The following is a 17,374-nucleotide window of genomic DNA, read 5'->3' as shown; positions in this document are numbered from 1 at the left end:
TAAATTAGCCCTAACATTCAGACTTAGGAAGTTTCCAAAACTGCGTAAGTTTCACCAAACCTGATATTAATGAAAAAACACTTATCGTTTATTTTAGTTCTTGCCCTGTACACCAGCGCTTTTTGCCAGGCCCCGCCCAAGCCTTATGGTCCCTTACCAAGCCAGCGCCAGTTAAACTGGCAGGAAACCGGTATGTATTGCCTCATTCACTTCGGCCCCGATACTTTTACTGATAAGGAGTGGGGTTATGGAGATGAAGACCCGGCCATATTTAACCCAACGCAGTTTAACGCTATGCAAATTGTAGGCGCCGCAAAAAAGGGAGGCTTTAAGGGGATCATTGTTGTAGCAAAGCACCACGATGGCTTTTGCCTGTGGCCAACCAAAACCACCGAACACAACATCAGCAAAAGCCCGTATAAAAATGGCAAAGGTGATATCCTGCGCGAATACCGCCAGGCCTGCGATAAGCTGGGCATGAAGATGGGCGTATACTGCTCGCCTTGGGACAGGAACAGTGCCCTATACGGCAAACCCGAATACGTAACCGATGTTTACCGCAAGCAATTGCGGGAATTGTATACCAATTATGGCCCGCTGTTTATTGTATGGCACGATGGCGCCAACGGTGGCGATGGCTATTACGGCGGCGCTAAGGAAGTGCGTAAAATAGACCGCTCTACTTATTACGGTTGGGATGATACCTGGGGCATTGCCCGCAAGCTACAACCCGGCGCGGTAATTTTTGGCGATGTTGGCCCTGATGTGCGCTGGGTGGGTAACGAAAGCGGATATGCTGGCCAAACCTATTGGGCAACTTATACGCCGCACGCTCCCGAAGCCGGCAAAGCCCCCGGCAATGGTTTTGTGCTGGATAAGGAGGGTATAGAAGGTCATCGCGATGGTAAATACTGGATGCCTGCCGAATGCGACGTGCCGTTGCGTCCGGGATGGTTCTATCATCAAAAGGAAGATGGCAAGACAAAAACGCCCGACCAGTTGATGGACCTGTATTATAAAAGCGTGGGCAGGGGCGCCTGTCTTGACCTGGGTTTAGCACCTGATAAGCGTGGCCTGATCACTACCGAAGATGAAAACGCGCTGATGGGTTTAGGCGCCAACCTGCGGATGACCTTTAAAACTAACCTTGCAAAAGGGGCTACGTTTTCGGCCAGCAATGTGCGCGGCGGTAACAGGCTTAAATTTGGCCCCGCACATTTAACGGATAACGACCGTTACAGCTATTGGGCTACCGATGATGGCGTACTGACACCCGAATTGATCATCGACCTGCATCAAGCTAAAACATTTGACGTGATACAATTGCGCGAGAATATCAAATTAGGTCAGCGGATTGATGGTGTTGCCATTGATATAATGGTAGGTAAAGAATGGCAGGAAATAGCCACGGCCACCAGTATTGGCGCAAACAAACTGATACGGCTGGATAAACCTGTTAAAGCACGTAAGATAAGATTGCGTGTAACCAACGCTGCCGCCTGCGTAGCCCTGAGCGATTTTGGCTTGTATAATGAACTAAGGTTTCCACCGCCGGTTAAAATGGAAGATTAATGATACGGATTAAAACCTTAACCTGTGTATTGCCCGGCATAATAAGCATCGGCGCATTTGCACAGAACAAACCTTTGTACGACACCTTGCAAAAGCCGCAGCTGATCTCTAAACAGTTCAGCTTTACCGAAGGGCCCGCGCCGGACAAAAAGGGGAATATCTTTTTTACCGATCAGCCTAATAACAAGATCTGGAAGTACGATACCGATGGCAAACTATCCATATTTATGGAGAAGGCCGGTCGCAGTAACGGGATGTATTTTGATAAAAAGGGTAACCTGATCAGTTGCGCCGATGAAGAGGATCAGCTATGGTTGATTGATAAGGATGCCAAGGTTACGGTATTGGTAAAAGACCTGGGCGGGCACCTCCTTAACGGCCCTAACGATGTTTGGGTGAACAACAAAACCGGGGGCATGTACTTCACCGATCCCTATTACCAGCGCGATTACTGGACACGCAAAAAAAGCGACCTGGACGGCCAGAAGGTTTATTATCTGCCCAAAGATGGCGCGCCAATAGCAGTTGAAGATCAGCTGAAGAAACCCAACGGAATAGTGGGCACACCCGATGGTAAAACGCTCTACGTAGCCGATATACAGGCCAACAAGATCTACAAATACAGTATTGCCGATGATGGTAGCCTGAAGGATAAACAAGTTCTCATCAACCAGGGATCGGACGGGATGACGCTGGATGAACAGGGTAACCTGTACCTGTGCGGCCGGGGAGTTACCATTTACGACCCTACCGGCAGGAAGCTGGCCCATATCGATATCCCCGAACCATGGACGGCCAATATTTGCTTCGGCGGTAAGGATAGGAAATTGCTGTTTATCACGGCGTCGACGGCTATTTATACTTTAAGGATGAATGTGAAAGGGGTGGAGTAATACACCCCTTCTAACCTCTTCTTCGGGGGAGGGACAGAGAAGTTATATTGCAAGTCAAACGTTCACGCTTGAACGGATGTTAGAAAAAAAATGAACAAAAAACCGCGTTTTTTGAACAAAAATTGAACACGCAACACATTGATTTTTAGTTAAGTATATGCATTTGTTCAAAATTTCAATTTTTCTCCTCGGCTGTGGTTTTTATGGGTACTGACAAACTTCCGCCACCACTTATTATGTTTATTGTCAGTACGTTCCCACTCGCCACGTCGAAATAAAAAGGGATGGCGTTAAGCCATCCCTTTTTATCTTTCGGACTTTTCCGTCTTTCGGACTTTCGGACTATTTTGCATTCTTCACATACTTCTCCATCCAGGTGTACTGCTCCCATAGCTTATGCAGCAGGTTTTCCTTGCCGCGGTAACCGTGGGCCTCGTAAGGTAGATAAACAAACCTTACCGTACCGCCCAAGCCTTTAATTGCCGCAAATAAGCGCTCGCTGTTGATTGGGAAGGTACCGGGATTATCATCGGCCTCACCGTGGATCAGCAGGATAGGGGTTTTGATCTTATCCGCGAAGCTGAACGGGCTCATATCGTAATATAACTTAGGGTCCTGCCAATAGGTGCGCTCCTCATTCTGGAAGCCGAAGGGGGTAAGGGTACGATTATAGGCACCGCTTTCGGCTAAACCGGCTTTAAACAGGTTGGTATGCGCCAAAAGGTTGGCCGTCATAAACGCGCCGTAGCTGTGGCCGCCAACGGCAATGCGGTTACGGTCGCCTACGCCCATGTCGGCCAGTTTGTTAATGGCGGCTTCTGCGTTCAGTTGTAATTGCTCAACAAAGTTATCGTTAGGTTTTTTACCTTCTTTGGCAACGATGGGCATTTCGGCATTGTTTAAAATGGCATAGCCTTGCGTTACAAAAAATATCGGGCTGCCGCCGCCAATCAGCGTAAAACGGTCTTTAGAACCACGCACCTGCGCCGCGTCATCAGCCGAGTTGTATTCGGCAGGATAGGCCCAGATCAGCACCGGCAATGGACCGTCCTTTTCTTTGCTATAGCCTTTCGGCAGGTACAGGTCGCCGGTCAGGTCAACGCCATCGGCGCGTTTGTAATGGATCTTCTCCTTGCTAACGCCTTCCAGTTGCGGGTATGGATTGGTGAAATGCGTAACCGGCACATCGGCCATGCGCAATACTAAATTTTTGATATAGTAGTTAGGCACTTCCGTTTGCGATTCGCGACGGGTCAGCAACACCAGCTTATCCGCATCTATCACATCTACTACCGATTCATAATGCCCCGGTTCGCAACGCCAGATGATCTCGTTCTTCTTGCTGTTCAGGTCAAACTTGGCCAGGAAGGGCAGGTCGCCATTTTTAGATGCACCGGTTGGGTTGTTCATCAGTATTTTGGTGCCGTTATCGGTGGTTTGTATCACATCGCGGCCATATTTATTGCGCGACATTACCGGGGTTCCGGGATTGTTGTAGGCATCGGTTTGGCTGCGTTCATACAGTGTTTCCAGCTTACCTGTCGATGTATTAAAGGTTGATACGCGGTTGATCTGCTTCGAACGCATGCCCTGGTTAACCAAAGCCAGTTTATCATTACCCCAGGTGATCCCGCGGAAGCGGTATTCGGTTTTAAACAACTCCTTTGGCTCACCTTTAAAAGGGGAGTTCAGTTCGTACACCACATCATGATAATCCACCTTCTTTTTGATCAGGCCGCTGTCCAACGGATGTGCCCAGGTGATAGTTGCAGGTTCATCGTCGCGCCAGTCGAAAGAGCGGGGGATATTCTGCGTATTATCATAGCCCGATGGCGTAGCCTCGCTTGATGGCAGCTGGGCCAGTTGCTTATAAACCTTACCCGTCATATCGGTAATGTAAACGGTAGAAGGGAAGCCGCCCGCGGTCACCAGGTACGAGAACGGCTTATTGATCGTCCGCACCAGCATAAACTGCTTATCGGGCGATAGCTGTACGCTACTGTAAATGGCTGGCTTACCTATTGGTGTTTCTACACCACCTTTGTTTTTTACCAGTTGCGATGTGCCGTAAAAGGCGAATAGCTGCTCATCGTAAGGGTTTTTGATCAGATCTTCGTAAGTGGCGCTTGGCGATGCTTTGCCTAAGCTTTGCTGTACGGTTGGCCCTTTTGGCGCGGCGGGTGCCTGCGGTGCCATACTTGCCGGTTTGCTAATGACGCGGTAAAGCAGTGTGTTGTTATCTGCCCAAACAATGCCGCTGTTCAGCACCACGTTAAGCGGATGCTTGTTCACCTTCATGGCTTTTTTGGTAGCGATATCGATCACATACAGATCGACAGTCTTAGCATTTACCTGTGTAAAGGCAATTTTATGCTCATCCGGACTGCGGCTGAAGGTACCCGCTAATAATGGCGACGGCAAGCCGGTGATCGGGAAGGTTTTGCCGGTCTTGATATTCTGCAGGGTGAAGTTGTTCACAAAGCTCTGCCTGCTTAACGAGAAATTGGCCGGGTTGATACGCATACCGGCAATGCGTAGTTCAGGCCGCGCCAGTTCTTCAACCGATGGGTAAGTGTTACGCTCGCTCAGTAACATCCATTCGGCTTTAGAATCGATACTTACCGATGGCGTTGGTTTGGCCAGTAGCAGATCGGCCATGGCCTTTGGCGGCATTTGGTAGCTAACGGCATCCTGCGCGTAAGCCCCGGCTGTGCCTAAAAACAGCAGCAGAGAAAGTAAAGGTCTCTTCATTTGGTTTTGTAAATTGGTTTTTTGATGGTTTTGGGTTTTTCTACTTCATATTCCTCGTACGATTCCAGGTCGTCCCAGGTGGTTTTTCCGTAATAATGCAGCATTGTCCACGCAATGGCGGCAACTGGTATAATACTTAGCCAAACCGCTGTTTCCCACTTCACAATAAAAAAATGCCCGAAGCCTAAGATACCAACTAATCCCAGCGTTACCAAACTGGATATGGCCCTGCCGCCGCCTTGTTTGTTCATCACCGGTTTGGAGAATGGCAGGCCCTTTACAGCAAACAAGGCCATCAGTATGCCATATATCACACAGATAAAAAACGAGAGAATGATATCGTTAATAACCTGCGGCCCCCACACGATGGACATGCCTATGCCTAAAATGATAACAAAAGGCAAAAAGTAGAGCGTAACCACCGCCTTATACATACCCGAGAGGATCTTACCCGGCTGCCCGATAGGTAAAGCGTAATACACCCAGGCCGATTTATACTTCTCTGATTGGGTGATATACGTTAATATGGTTGAAAGTACAATAGTGCTTAGGTAAACCAAAAAAACATAACTGGCGCCACCCTGCACTTTGGCCATCTTTTGCCCCATGGTCATGCCCTTGCCGGTGCTTAGCGTAAAATACAGGAACATGATCGGTACAAAACCGAATGATGGATAGGCTTTCATTTTAAACTCCCGTGTACGGGCAGCCAGTTTCCAGCTGATGCGGAAGCCGGCATTTTCCACCGGGTCGGGGGCTACAATGTTGGCTATCTTATCGCGAAAATCTTCTTTGTATTCCTTTTTAACTTTCACAGCAGTTTCCACACTTTCGGACGTAGACAACGCCGCAAGTTTACGGTTAAAGCCCGGGGCCAGCACTTTTACTACAAACCACAAGCCAATGATAGGTGTAACCAGTCCCAGCACCGCCAAAGCCGCTATAACTACGGTTATTTGCGATGCGTGTATTACCGCACCGTTTAAGGCCGCTATCCAAACCGGTGGCAAAATATAGGCCCACCAATGGCTCAGCAGATCCATACCGCGCAGTACCTTAAAATCTATCAGCTTTGGTAGCAGATAGTAAACCGCGAAAATGAGTGTAGAAAAAGCGATCTGGAAATAGCTGATGATATCCTTAAAGCGCTGTGGGTTAACGCTGCGCATCATGGCTAAATAAATCAGGTTAACAATAAGGATGCTCAGGAAGGTGGCTTCCAATATCTCTATCAGCATCAGCAGCGACGAGAATACGTTTTTATCGGCAATCCCAGCCATAATAATACCGGGTAAGCCCTGCACCAGTGCCAGGCGCAATACATATATGGTAATATGCAGGATGCGCGATACGGCGATGGTACGGTCGTTAACCGGGCGGGGGAGCAAGATGTACTGATCGCGGGTATCTATCAGCACCGTGGTGAAATCGGTTACCAGTGTAAAGCACATCAGCACCATAAATATGGTGAAGTAAAACGTGTGCCCCGCCAATGGCATGTTGGTGAAAAACAAAAGCAGACCGATGAAAAAACCCATTAGCATGGTAATGAACATCAGCATCCAGGGGTTGCCCACATTGCCGCTGCTTGCACGCCTTTTGGCAAACAGGGTACGCGGACGGCGGTTATCCATCATTAGCTTAACGCGCAAAATTTCGTGCAGTTGGCCGGTGTCTACACCCGCCTTGCTCAGCACAGGGTCAAATGACCGCAGTAAACGGAGAAATAGCTTATCCATTTTTTAGTCAAATGAGTTAATGATGGCGTCAGCTTCGGTGCCTGTTATTTCGCGGCCGGTCAGTTTGGCAAATATCTGTTCCAGCGTATCGGCATGATCCTGCTTCAACGATTCGAAGCTGCCATCGGCAATGATCTCGCCTTTGTTAATGAGCAAGATCCTGTCGGATACCTTTTCCACCACATCCATCACATGGCTGCAATAGAAGATGGTTTTGCCCTCCTGCTTCAGTTTAACGATCAGTTCCTTGATCATGATCACCGCGTTGGCATCCAAACCCGATAGTGGTTCATCCAGTACAATAATTTTAGGGTTATGGATAATGCCCGATATCAGCAGCACCTTTTGCTTCATACCTTTACTGAAAGTATCCATGCGCGAGTCGATATTATCGCCAAGACCAAAAGCCGTCAGCAGTTTTTTAGCCCGATCGTGTAATACCGCCTCTTCCATGTTATACAACTTGCCGATAAAGTCAAGGTATTCCATGGGCGTCAATACATCGTATATCTCGGCATTCTCGGGTACGTAGCCGATCAGTTTTTTTATCTCCAGCGGATCCTGGCTCATGTTGATGCCATCTACAATTACCTCACCGTTAAAATCGGGGATAAGCCCGGTGAGGATCTTTACCGTGGTTGATTTACCGGCGCCATTCGGGCCGATATAGCCAATTACCTGGCCGGGGAAAATATCTAATGTTAAATTTTTTAGTACCAGTTTAGAACCGTACGATTTAGACAGGTTCCTGATCTGGATCAATGGTTGGTCATTCATAAATATGGGGTCGGTATTTTGTTGTTCAAGATAGTTAATTAAGATTGGTTGCGGGCAATTTAACTATAAAGGGCACAAAGATTTTGCACAAAGGGCACGCTAAGGCCCGTAATCCGGGTGTTCAGTCTTTTACATAGTAGAAGTAGTTTACAAAGACGTTTTTATTAAAACATCAACTTAGTGGCCTTTGTCGCCGTGGAACCTTAAAATAGTTAAGCAAATCTCTGTGTACTTTGTGAAAGATCTTTGTGCCCTTTGTGGTTAAATCACCAATTAGCACGCGCAACATAAAGTACTTGTTTACGAAAGTTTAGATACCCCTGTTACTAAATAGTTACAGGAAATATCATGCAAAACCACCCCAAATGAAATTGTCATGAAAAAAACATAATTTTATTCATAAACAATTAAACCAAAAGGCGGGAGTTGCGTCTTACCCAATATATACACCCTGCTATTTAACTGGAACTTATTATGAAAAGCCCCTTAAAATATCTGTCCATGTTGGTGCTGATGCTGTGCGGCGTTGCCGTGCTGTCATCATTTTTGGCTGTGCGCAGCGCCGCCGTCAACAAAACAAAATTTACCTTTCCCTATAAGCAATATGGCCTGACCGAGCGACAAGCCGCCGCGCATTTGCTCAGTCGTTTTACTTACGGGCCTACTCCCGGCGAAATTGACGCGGTAGTAAAAATGGGCCTCGAAAACTGGTTCCAACAGCAGTTGGACGGCAATATGCCCGATGATTCATTAAATACTTTATTAGACCAATATCCTGATCTGAAACTAACCAACGCGCAGATTGCCGATATCTATCCGCGTGGCGGCGCTGCTTTGCGTATGGCCATCAGGGATGGGGTGATAGATAAGGATTCGGCAAAGGCCGACCGAAAGGAATACCGCGATGCCCTTGCAGCCTACATGCAAAAGAAGGGCCTTAAGCCTGCACAGGAATTATTCCGCCAGTTTTATAACCAAAAGATCTTACGTGCAGCTTACAGTAACAACCAGTTGCGCGAAGTGCTGACCGATTTCTGGTTCAACCATTTTAACGTATCAACCACCAAAAACGATTGTGCCGAATTTATCCCCGATTACGAGCGCGATGTGATCCGTCCGAACGTAACCGGTAAATTTGGCGACTTGTTGCTGGCCACTGCTAAATCGCCGGCTATGCTTTACTACCTGGATAACTTCAGCAGTTCGGGCACTAACGCCAACCAGGACAGGAACCCGCAGTTTCAGCGCCGGTTAGAAATGATGCAAAAGCAAATGGCCGATAACCCGCAAATGGCTGCCGCTGTTGAAAAGCTGCAAAAAGGCCGTAAAAACCAGGGACTGAACGAGAACTATGCCCGCGAGGTGATGGAGTTGCACACACTTGGTGTTGATGGTGGCTACACCCAACAGGATGTTACCCAGGCCGCGAAAGTACTGACCGGCTGGACAGTATACCCAATGGGCCAGTACATGGGCGGTGGCGCCGGCGGTGGCATGATGCAGCAACTGGTAAAAATGGGTGGCGAAGAGCGCATGAAAGAACGTGGCTTTATACACGATGGCGACTTCCTGTTTACACCAAACCGCCACGATACCGGCAGCAAAACTGTGTTAGGTCGTAAATTTGGTAACGAGGGTTACCAGGAGGGTGTCGATCTGCTGGATATGCTGGCACATCATAATTCAACCTCGAAATTCATTACCAAAAAAATAGCGGTACGCTTTGTAAACGATACTCCGCCGCAAACTTTGCTGGATAAGATGGCCAAAACCTTTAAAGATAAGGACGGCGATATCCGCGAGGTGATGATCACCATGGCCACCGCGCCCGAATTTTGGAACCCATCGGCTGTGCGCGAAAAAACAAAATCACCTTTCGAACTGGTGGTGAGTTCGGTACGCAGTTTAGATGCGAAGATCTATCAGCCATTTCAACTATATAGCTGGGCTAATAAAATGGGGCAGAAGATGTATGCCTACCAGGCGCCGACCGGTTTCCCCGACAGGGGCCAATACTGGATCAATACCGGCGCTTTGCTTAACCGTATGAATTTCGGTTTGGCTTTGGCATCAGGCCGTATCCCGGGTGTTCGGATAGATCTTGCCGCGCTGAATAACCATCACGAACCGGAAAGCCCCGAAGCTGCCCTGCGCATCTATAGCAAACTGGTAATGCCCGAACGCAATATCGACGCGACCATCAAGCAGCTTACCCCAATGCTAAGCGACCCTAACCTGGTACAAAAGGTAAGCGATGCTGCCGACAAGGCCGCGCCGAAACAACCCGATATGAGCAGCGGCGGCAATATGCAGGATATGATGATGGCCAATGCCGGCGACCCGCAGGGCAAAGGCGGCAAAAAGAATTTTGGCAAAAAGAACGGCTACCAGGCGCAGATGACGGCGCAGGGCAATAACTCCATGCTATCGCAGGTGGTTGGTATTATAGTTGGTTCGCCCGAGTTTCAAAGAAGATAGTTACCCCATTAAAATAACAAGATCATGGTATCAAGAAGAGGATTTTTAAGATCAGGCGGCCTGGCCCTGTTAGGGGTTGGCCTTATGGGCGGCATACCCGCCTTCTTAGCCGAAGCGGCAGCGAGCGACAAGATATTTCGCCCTTACAAAAAGAAGAAGATCATGGTATGCATCTTCCAGCGTGGGGCAATGGATGGCCTGATGGCCGTAACACCATTTACCGACGAGAACCTGAAGGCTGCAAGGCCAACATTGTTCTTATCGGCAGCAAAGGGTGGCAATACCAAGCCATTGATCGACCTGGATGGCCGGTTTGGGCTGCACCCATCGATGAGCGCGTTTGAGCCTTTGTTCAAGGATAAAAGACTGGCAATTGTACATGGCATCGGTTCGCCAAATAACACCCGCTCGCATTTCGACGCGCAGGATTATATGGAAGCCGGCACACCATTTAATAAAGGCACCAGCAGCGGCTGGCTCAACAGAGCAGTGGGCCTGTTAGGCCATGATGCGGCTACGCCATTTCAAGCGGTTAGTTTAACCTCATCGCTGCCACGTTCGTTTTATGGTGATAATCCATCGGTAGCCATCAGCAGCCTGCAGGATTTTGCCATCCAGATGCGTGGTAACCCGGTGGGGGCAAATATGGCTGCTAAAAGTTTTGAAGATCTGTACTCGCAAACCGCTACCGGCCTGTTAAAGGAAACCGGTAAGGAAAGCTTCGACGCGGTGAAGATGCTGCAAAAAACCGATGTACGTAACTATCAGCCGGCTAATGGCGCTGTTTATCCAAATACAGCATTAGGTACCGCGCTGAAGCAAATAGCCCAGCTGATAAAAATGGATGTGGGCCTGGAAGTTGCCTTTACCGAATCGGGCGGCTGGGACACCCACTTTAACCAGGGGAGCGATAACGGCATATTTGCCCGCAACGTAAACGATCTGAGCAATTGCATTGTAGCATTCTGGAATGATATTGGCGCTTACCAGGATGATGTTACCCTAATGACCATGACCGAGTTTGGCCGTACCGTACACCAAAACGGCACCGGCGGTACTGACCATGGCCGCGCATCGTGCAACTTTATTTTAGGCGGCGATGTAAATGGCGGCATAGTTCACGGCGATATCAAACCATTATCAGTAAATAACCTGGAAGATGGCCGCGATCTGGCCGTAACTACCGACTTCCGCAGCGTGTTTAGTGAAGTTGCAGACCGGCATTTGGGTATCAGCAACGATAAGGTGTTATTTCCAGACTGGACTGGTAAGCGAATCGGTGTAATGAGATCCTAAGAAACGCTAAGAAAAACATATCCTATACCTATCACCACACGCCATTCTTTGTGCAAACAGGGAATGGCGTGCTTTTTTAAGCCTATGCCGAGTGTTCCCTCAGTATTTCCCGGTAACGGTTTAGTATGGCCGATTTTGAAATGAAGCCTACAAATTTATCATCATCTACAACCGGCAGGTTCCAGGTAGCAGTCTCATCGAACTTTTTAATAATGTCGGGCATATCATCGGCAATATCAACCAGGGCTTGGGGAGTGGTCATTACAGTGCTTACATTAAGGTGCTGATATTGTTCTTTATTGAACATCACAGGCCTGATATCCTCAAGCATCACAATACCGGTAAGATGCTGGTCAGCGTCAACTACTGCTATAAAATTACGCTTACCAACACGCACCAGTTCAATTAATTGCGTAAAAGATGCCGATTGGTTTATCTGTTGTACATCCCTGTCTATCAAATCGTTTGTTTGCAAAAGCGATAGCAGGTTGCGGTCATGTTCGCGGGTAAAGATCTCGCCATCCTCGGCCAGTGCTTTAAGGTCTAAAGAGATGGGAGAGAAGCGCTTGCCGAGCAGGTAGGACATTACCGAAACGATCATCAACGGGATAAATAAATCGTACCCGGAACTTGATTCTGCTATCAGGAAGATAGCGGTCAGTGGTGAATACATCACGCCGCTCATTACCCCGGCCATACCCACCAAAACCATATTGGTGACAGGTACATTACCAAAACCCAATTGTGTACAAACAAAAGCCAGGAAGTAACCAAGGGCGCCACCCGCAAATAGCGAAGGGGCAAAGTTACCGCCGGTACCGCCGCTATTTAGCGTAATGGAGGTAGCAAAAGCCTTTAACAGGCAAATAAACCCTAAAAAAATCAATACAAACCAGGTGTGGTAATCAAAATACTTCAAGAAACTTAGTGCTATGATATTTTGAATGCGTCCGTTGGCCAAATCTTTCACCGTTTGATAGCCCTCGCCAAAAAGTGGCGGGAAGAGTACACAAAGTAAGGAAAGCATTAAACCACCAATTATTGCTTTTTGCAGTGCGCCAATTTTTAATGATTTAAATTTATGTTCAACCCAGTGCGATATCAATACAAAATAACGGGCATATAAACCCGCTAAAAAGCCTAATAACAGGTAATACGGGATGTTTTTATAATCAAAGGCATGGCGAGACCGGAACTGGAATAATATTTCCTCGTTCAATATCATGCGCGATACTAAACTACCGCAAACTGCCGCTACTACCAGGGGAATAAAATCGGTAAACACAACACCGGTCAGCAGTATCTCAAAGGCAAACATCATACCGGCTATCGGCGCGTTAAATGCCGATGCTATGCCCGCTGTGGCCCCGGCGGCAAGCAAAAGTGTACGGTCTTTATAATCTAAATTATAAGTTTTGGCAAAGGTAGATCCAATGGCCGACCCTGTTACGGCTATGGGGCTTTCCAATCCGGCCGAGCCACCTAACCCTACAGTTATTGCGCTTTGCACAATTTGCGAATACATTTTTACCGGTGCTACCACGCTTGAATTTTGTGCTATATCGTGTAAAATAGCTGGTATACCCTTTCGATCTCCGGCTTTATTCTTAAAAAACACTATTCCAATTACCGTACTTAAAGTGATGCCCAATAAAGGAAACACGATATAAAAAACGATCTGCTGTTCGAACCTGAACTTGTTGGTTATTAGATAATGGATATAATGCACCAGCATTTTTAATATCACCCCGGCAAGGCCCGCTGTAACACCAACTAAAATACCTGATAAAATAAGGAATTGTGTACGATTAAGATATTTACTTAACCAAAGCAGCGCTATTTCATAGCCGCGTACTTTACGCAAACTTTTAGCCTTAAAGTCCTTTTGAAATTTATAAAAGCTGTGAAACCGTTTTAATTTTCTGTAATCGTTCAACCTTTTGTGTTTGTGCCAAAATTAACTATAAAGTATGTGATATTACAACATAGTTAATTCGAATCTTCCCGCATGCTTTCCAAAACTTTCGCCAGAATGCCGAAAGTGAGGTTCCCCCGGCCATCAATGCTGCAAGGTATAATTATCCTTGCCGATACCGGTTCGCCGTTAATGGTTGCCGGTATAAATACCTTGTCTTCTTCACTTAGCATATCGATATTAAAGCTAAGGTCTTTTTTACCACCCCATACCGGCAGGTGTATAATATAATCAGCCAAATGTCCGCCCGGGCTTACTAATAACTCTACGGTAATTAAATTATAGCTCGGGTGCGATTCTGTGTCAAACTCCTTTGGCAGTTTAAATAAGGTCATGTAATTAAGGTAGCCAAAGTACCTACCGCCTATTTTAATGGGTTTGGTAACGGTATCAGTCGCTTTTACCGTTTTATCAAAAAAATACTTAAACCCATTTACCTGGTCATCAAGGGCTTCATAGGTAAGCACGTTTTTATCGTAATTGAAATTTTGAAGCAGGTTACCCTGGTAATCAAAAAAATGCCATAAACCTACGCGCTTGTCATTTTCATACAGGCCGCTGGCCAGGGCCATATTTTTATCGTGCCGTGCCTGGTACAAACCATGTTTAACTTTAGGATCGGCTTGCAACACATGGTAAAAGGCGGTAATTTTTTTGGTTAATTTTTCTGCTTGCTCAACGGTTGCCTGTGCAATGCACACCGAAGAAATTAGCAGTGAAAAAGTGATCAGGCAAATTGTTTTCACAGCAAATTAGATTTTAGGCAATATAATATGGTTTGACTTTATTTTTTAAACCGGGTTTAAAATTTTCAGAAAAAATTAAATTGTTTTCTCTGTATTTATGAAATACCCTTTTTGTTGAGTAAACTTGTAAGCCCTTAGTAATGTTAACAATGCCGCCCTTGATTGATTCAACACTTCCGCATAAACCTGTACATTTTTCAAGCACAACTATTACCGAACTGATGATACCATCGTACGCTAACTTTGGTGGCAAGATACATGGTGGCATTTTACTTTCATTAATGGATAAGGTTGCCTACGTATGCGCCGCGAAGCATGCTGGCAATTATTGCGTAACAGCCTCTATAGATACGGTAAACTTTTTGCAACCGGTTGAGGTGGGCGAACTGGTATCCCTAATGGCATCGGTTAATTATGTGGGCAAAACATCGTTAGTGGTGGGTATCAGGGTGATATCTGAAAATGTGAAAGCTAATGTGGTAAAGCATACCAATACCAGCTATTTCACCATGGTAGCTAAGGACGAAAATAATCAACCGGTTGAGGTGCCCGCGCTGTTACTGGAAACCCACGAACAGGTGCGGCGCTTTGAAGAAGCCCGCAGGCGTAAACTGGAAAAACAAATGCACCAGGCACAGGCCAAAAGCATAAAGGCCGGGTTTGATTTAGAATATTGCAGAAAAAACCTTGATGGCGAACGCTGCGTAATAAGTTTAAAAGACTAACGGAATACTATTATTAATGAAAAACTGGCTGGGATCAATTTTATTGGCATTGATATGTACAATGGCTTACCCTGCCGTAAAAAAAGAGAATAGGCCCGACCCGGCCGCCATCCAAAATATAAACTTCCTGATATCCCGCGCAAGGGGATTAGTTTTAAAACAGCCTGATTCAGCACGGGTTTTTGCCGAAAAGGCATTGGTACTATCAAAAAAAATAAACTATAAACACGGTATAGGCCAGTGTTTTAATACCATAGGCGTTAGTTATTGGGTACAGTCGTTATTACCCGTCAGCCAATTTTATTTAGTGCTGGCGGTACCTTATTTAAGGGATGATAACAAAGCACTTGCCGATTGCTACCGTAATATAGCCCGTAACTATGTAGACCTGAAAGATTACAAGCTGGGCCTGCATTTTTTTAAAGCTGCCATAAAGCAAGCCGGGAAGGACCCCGCGCTTAAAGCATTAATATTTACCGAACTGACCTCGCTTTTTAACGCCACCAACGATTATGATGATGGTATGATGCATATACAGGTGGCGTTTAAGTACAGTAAAATAACCCATAACGCTAATCTTATAGCTATTTTATATAACCGGCTCGGGCAAATTTATATCGGTCAGCGTAAATTAGACCTTGCCGAACGTACACTGGATACCTGCTATAACTTAGCCGTACCACTTAAAAATAAGCGCCTGCTTTCGGTTTTGTCTATAGATCAATCACGGATCTTTGTTTTAAAAAACAACCCGGATAAAGCGTTGGGGTATGCCCAAAAAGGCTATTTGCTGGCCGATACCATTGGTTCTTCTGACCTGAAACTGAGGGCTTTAAAAGTTTTAACGGATATCTACGAAAAACAAGGGAACGTTAAGCAGGCATTACGCAGCGAAACCGAAGCTACACAACTATACGATAGCGTTAAGAATTTCACAAACATTAAAACCTTAAAACTGATACAGGATTACAACCTGCTTAATACCCGGTTAAATACGATAGAGCAGGTTAAAAGCACCAGCGATGCCAACCGCGCCCTGATAAAAAGCCAGAATAAAACAATCGCGCTACTGGTGATATTTTTGGTGATAGCAGTTGTTTTGATCATTGTGATATTTGTTTACTATCGCGAGAAAAACCAAATGAACGCCCGGTTGCAAGCACAGCACCAGGTATTAATAGACCAGAAAAAGCTGATCGAGGCTCAGCGCACCGACCTTGAAGAGGTTAATAAGCTAAAAGATAAATTATTGGCTATTATTGGCCATGATCTGCGTACGCCTATTGCCAGTTTGATCAGCATCTCCGACCTGTTTGCCGTTGGTTACATCACAGCCGATGAAGTGACCAAGCTAATGCAAGACCTTACCCCGGTAATTAAGGGTGCTGAACTAACCCTTTCAAACCTGATGGGTTTTGCCGATAACCAGATGCAGGGGCAAAAGGTACGTGCTTCGAGCATTGATATTTGCGCGATAGCCGACGAAATGCTGCAAACATTTGCGCACCAGCTGCAACAGAAAGATATATCGCTGACTAACCATTGCATCACAAAGGCAGAGGTATGGGCCGATGCAAACCACATTAAAGTGATATTACGTAACCTTGTTAGCAACGCCATAAAGTTTACCGGTAACGGCGGAGAAATTCAAGTGATATCGTTTGTAAAAAATAACGATGTACAGGTTTGTGTAGAGGATACCGGGGTAGGTATGTCGCCCGAAGAAATAAATAAGCTGTTCAATAAGAAACTGCATTTCTCGCAACCCGGCACATCGGGCGAAAAGGGGACCGGTTTAGGTTTGTTACTTTGTAAGGAACTAATTGAAATGAATAATGGTGCGCTATGGGTTGAAGCAACACCCGGAAGTGGATGCCGGTTTTATTTCACTCTCCCGGTTACTACTTCATTACATCTGCAAGTTCAGGAATAGCTATAACAGCGAATTTTATATCGACTCGAAAAATTCGCTCAGTGCGCCAAAATAAGCTTCATCCCAACCGGCGCTGATATCTTCAAAGGCTTCGTCGGGGATGTTATTGTGCCTTAACTCTACCGAAGAACCATTTTTATCAGGGTGTAATTTGATAGTTACGATAGATGGTTCGTCCTGTCCGTCGAAATACCATTGTTGAACAACCTTCTTGTTTGTCTCAAATTCGATATTCTTACCCACAATGCTTCCATCCCACATCGAAAATTCGGTACCGGGTTCGGTCGACATCACCGCCGGGTCGCCTGTCCAAAGTTCAATAGTGAACGGGTTGGTCAGCGCCAGGTAGATCTCTTCGGGCGTAGCGGGGATGAGGTAGTATTTTTTGTAATCTTTCACAAGGGCAAAGTAACGCATTTTTAACCAAAATGTCATTGCGAGGGGCATACAAGGCAATGTGCGAAAGCGCGACGCGGCAATCCCGTAGTT

The 17,374-nt window shown here is 46.3% G+C and carries 12 protein-coding genes; 6 read left to right on the top strand and 6 right to left on the bottom strand.

Going from position 1 to position 17,374, the window contains the following annotated elements:
• Positions 1-69: 69 nt before the first annotated feature.
• Positions 70-1,572: an alpha-L-fucosidase gene (locus HQ865_RS09835; RefSeq protein ID WP_173414734.1), complete on the top strand. Its 1,503-nt coding sequence runs from the start codon at positions 70-72 to the stop codon at positions 1,570-1,572.
• Positions 1,572-2,465, top strand: coding sequence for an SMP-30/gluconolactonase/LRE family protein (locus HQ865_RS09830; RefSeq protein ID WP_173414733.1), 894 nt, complete (start codon positions 1,572-1,574; stop codon positions 2,463-2,465). Before HQ865_RS09835 ends, HQ865_RS09830 begins: the two co-directional genes overlap by 1 nt.
• A gap of 342 nt (positions 2,466-2,807) precedes the next feature.
• On the opposite strand, the gene HQ865_RS09825 is transcribed toward HQ865_RS09830, so the two are convergent.
• The 3 genes from HQ865_RS09825 to HQ865_RS09815 are packed head-to-tail and all read right to left on the bottom strand — an operon-like array spanning position 2,808 to position 7,732.
• Entirely contained in the window at positions 2,808-5,216 is a 2,409-nt protein-coding gene (locus HQ865_RS09825; RefSeq protein WP_173414732.1) for a S9 family peptidase, read from the bottom strand.
• Positions 5,213-6,955 (bottom strand): hypothetical protein, encoded by a 1,743-nt coding sequence (locus tag HQ865_RS09820; protein WP_173414731.1) that lies wholly within the window; start codon positions 6,953-6,955, stop codon positions 5,213-5,215. Before HQ865_RS09820 ends, HQ865_RS09825 begins: the two co-directional genes overlap by 4 nt.
• A gap of 3 nt (positions 6,956-6,958) precedes the next feature.
• The gene (locus HQ865_RS09815; protein ID WP_173414730.1) at positions 6,959-7,732 is read right to left on the bottom strand and encodes an ABC transporter ATP-binding protein; all 774 of its coding nucleotides are present in this window, start codon (positions 7,730-7,732) and stop codon (positions 6,959-6,961) included.
• A 474-nt stretch (positions 7,733-8,206) separates the two neighbouring features.
• On the opposite strand from HQ865_RS09815, the gene HQ865_RS09810 reads away from it, so the two are divergent.
• Together HQ865_RS09810 and HQ865_RS09805 are read left to right on the top strand one after the other, a co-directional pair.
• A complete protein-coding gene (locus HQ865_RS09810) occupies positions 8,207-10,210 on the top strand; it encodes a DUF1800 domain-containing protein (RefSeq protein WP_173414729.1) in 2,004 nt (667 codons plus the stop codon).
• A gap of 24 nt (positions 10,211-10,234) precedes the next feature.
• Positions 10,235-11,506, top strand: a complete 1,272-nt coding sequence (locus tag HQ865_RS09805; protein WP_173414728.1) for a DUF1501 domain-containing protein — start codon at positions 10,235-10,237, stop codon at positions 11,504-11,506.
• Between the two features lie 82 nt (positions 11,507-11,588).
• Here HQ865_RS09805 and HQ865_RS09800 read toward each other — a convergent pair whose 3' ends face one another.
• Together HQ865_RS09800 and HQ865_RS09795 are read right to left on the bottom strand one after the other, a co-directional pair.
• Positions 11,589-13,442: a chloride channel protein gene (locus tag HQ865_RS09800; protein ID WP_173414727.1), complete on the bottom strand. Its 1,854-nt coding sequence runs from the start codon at positions 13,440-13,442 to the stop codon at positions 11,589-11,591.
• A 53-nt stretch (positions 13,443-13,495) separates the two neighbouring features.
• The gene (locus HQ865_RS09795) at positions 13,496-14,227 is read right to left on the bottom strand and encodes a toxin-antitoxin system YwqK family antitoxin (RefSeq protein WP_173414726.1); all 732 of its coding nucleotides are present in this window, start codon (positions 14,225-14,227) and stop codon (positions 13,496-13,498) included.
• Between the two features lie 149 nt (positions 14,228-14,376).
• Between HQ865_RS09795 and HQ865_RS09790 the strand changes: the two genes are divergently transcribed.
• On the top strand, positions 14,377-14,952 hold the full coding sequence (locus HQ865_RS09790; protein ID WP_173414725.1) for an acyl-CoA thioesterase: 576 nt from the start codon (positions 14,377-14,379) through the stop codon (positions 14,950-14,952).
• A 16-nt stretch (positions 14,953-14,968) separates the two neighbouring features.
• A complete protein-coding gene (locus HQ865_RS09785; protein ID WP_173414724.1) occupies positions 14,969-16,885 on the top strand; it encodes a tetratricopeptide repeat-containing sensor histidine kinase in 1,917 nt (638 codons plus the stop codon).
• 15 nt (positions 16,886-16,900) lie between these two features.
• On the opposite strand, the gene HQ865_RS09780 is transcribed toward HQ865_RS09785, so the two are convergent.
• Complete coding sequence (locus HQ865_RS09780; protein ID WP_173417768.1) at positions 16,901-17,284, bottom strand: SRPBCC domain-containing protein; 384 nt, start codon at positions 17,282-17,284, stop codon at positions 16,901-16,903.
• Positions 17,285-17,374: the final 90 nt, after the last annotated feature.

It is taken from the genome of Mucilaginibacter mali, from assembly GCF_013283875.1.
In the GTDB taxonomy this organism is placed as follows: domain Bacteria; phylum Bacteroidota; class Bacteroidia; order Sphingobacteriales; family Sphingobacteriaceae; genus Mucilaginibacter; species Mucilaginibacter mali.
The sequence above is the reverse complement of the archived record's forward strand: the minus strand, read 5'-3'. Positions and strand labels throughout refer to the sequence as shown.

What these genes read in the sequence shown, in the direction of transcription:
- HQ865_RS09835 (WP_173414734.1), top strand. Translation starts at nt 70, where the DNA reads ATGAAAAAACACTTATCGTTTATTTTAGTTCTTGCCCTGTACACCAGC.
- HQ865_RS09830 (WP_173414733.1), top strand. Translation starts at nt 1,572, where the DNA reads ATGATACGGATTAAAACCTTAACCTGTGTATTGCCCGGCATAATAAGC.
- HQ865_RS09825 (WP_173414732.1), bottom strand. Translation starts at nt 5,216, where the DNA reads ATGAAGAGACCTTTACTTTCTCTGCTGCTGTTTTTAGGCACAGCCGGG.
- HQ865_RS09820 (WP_173414731.1), bottom strand. Translation starts at nt 6,955, where the DNA reads ATGGATAAGCTATTTCTCCGTTTACTGCGGTCATTTGACCCTGTGCTG.
- HQ865_RS09815 (WP_173414730.1), bottom strand. Translation starts at nt 7,732, where the DNA reads ATGAATGACCAACCATTGATCCAGATCAGGAACCTGTCTAAATCGTAC.
- HQ865_RS09810 (WP_173414729.1), top strand. Translation starts at nt 8,207, where the DNA reads ATGAAAAGCCCCTTAAAATATCTGTCCATGTTGGTGCTGATGCTGTGC.
- HQ865_RS09805 (WP_173414728.1), top strand. Translation starts at nt 10,235, where the DNA reads ATGGTATCAAGAAGAGGATTTTTAAGATCAGGCGGCCTGGCCCTGTTA.
- HQ865_RS09790 (WP_173414725.1), top strand. Translation starts at nt 14,377, where the DNA reads ATGCCGCCCTTGATTGATTCAACACTTCCGCATAAACCTGTACATTTT.
- HQ865_RS09785 (WP_173414724.1), top strand. Translation starts at nt 14,969, where the DNA reads ATGAAAAACTGGCTGGGATCAATTTTATTGGCATTGATATGTACAATG.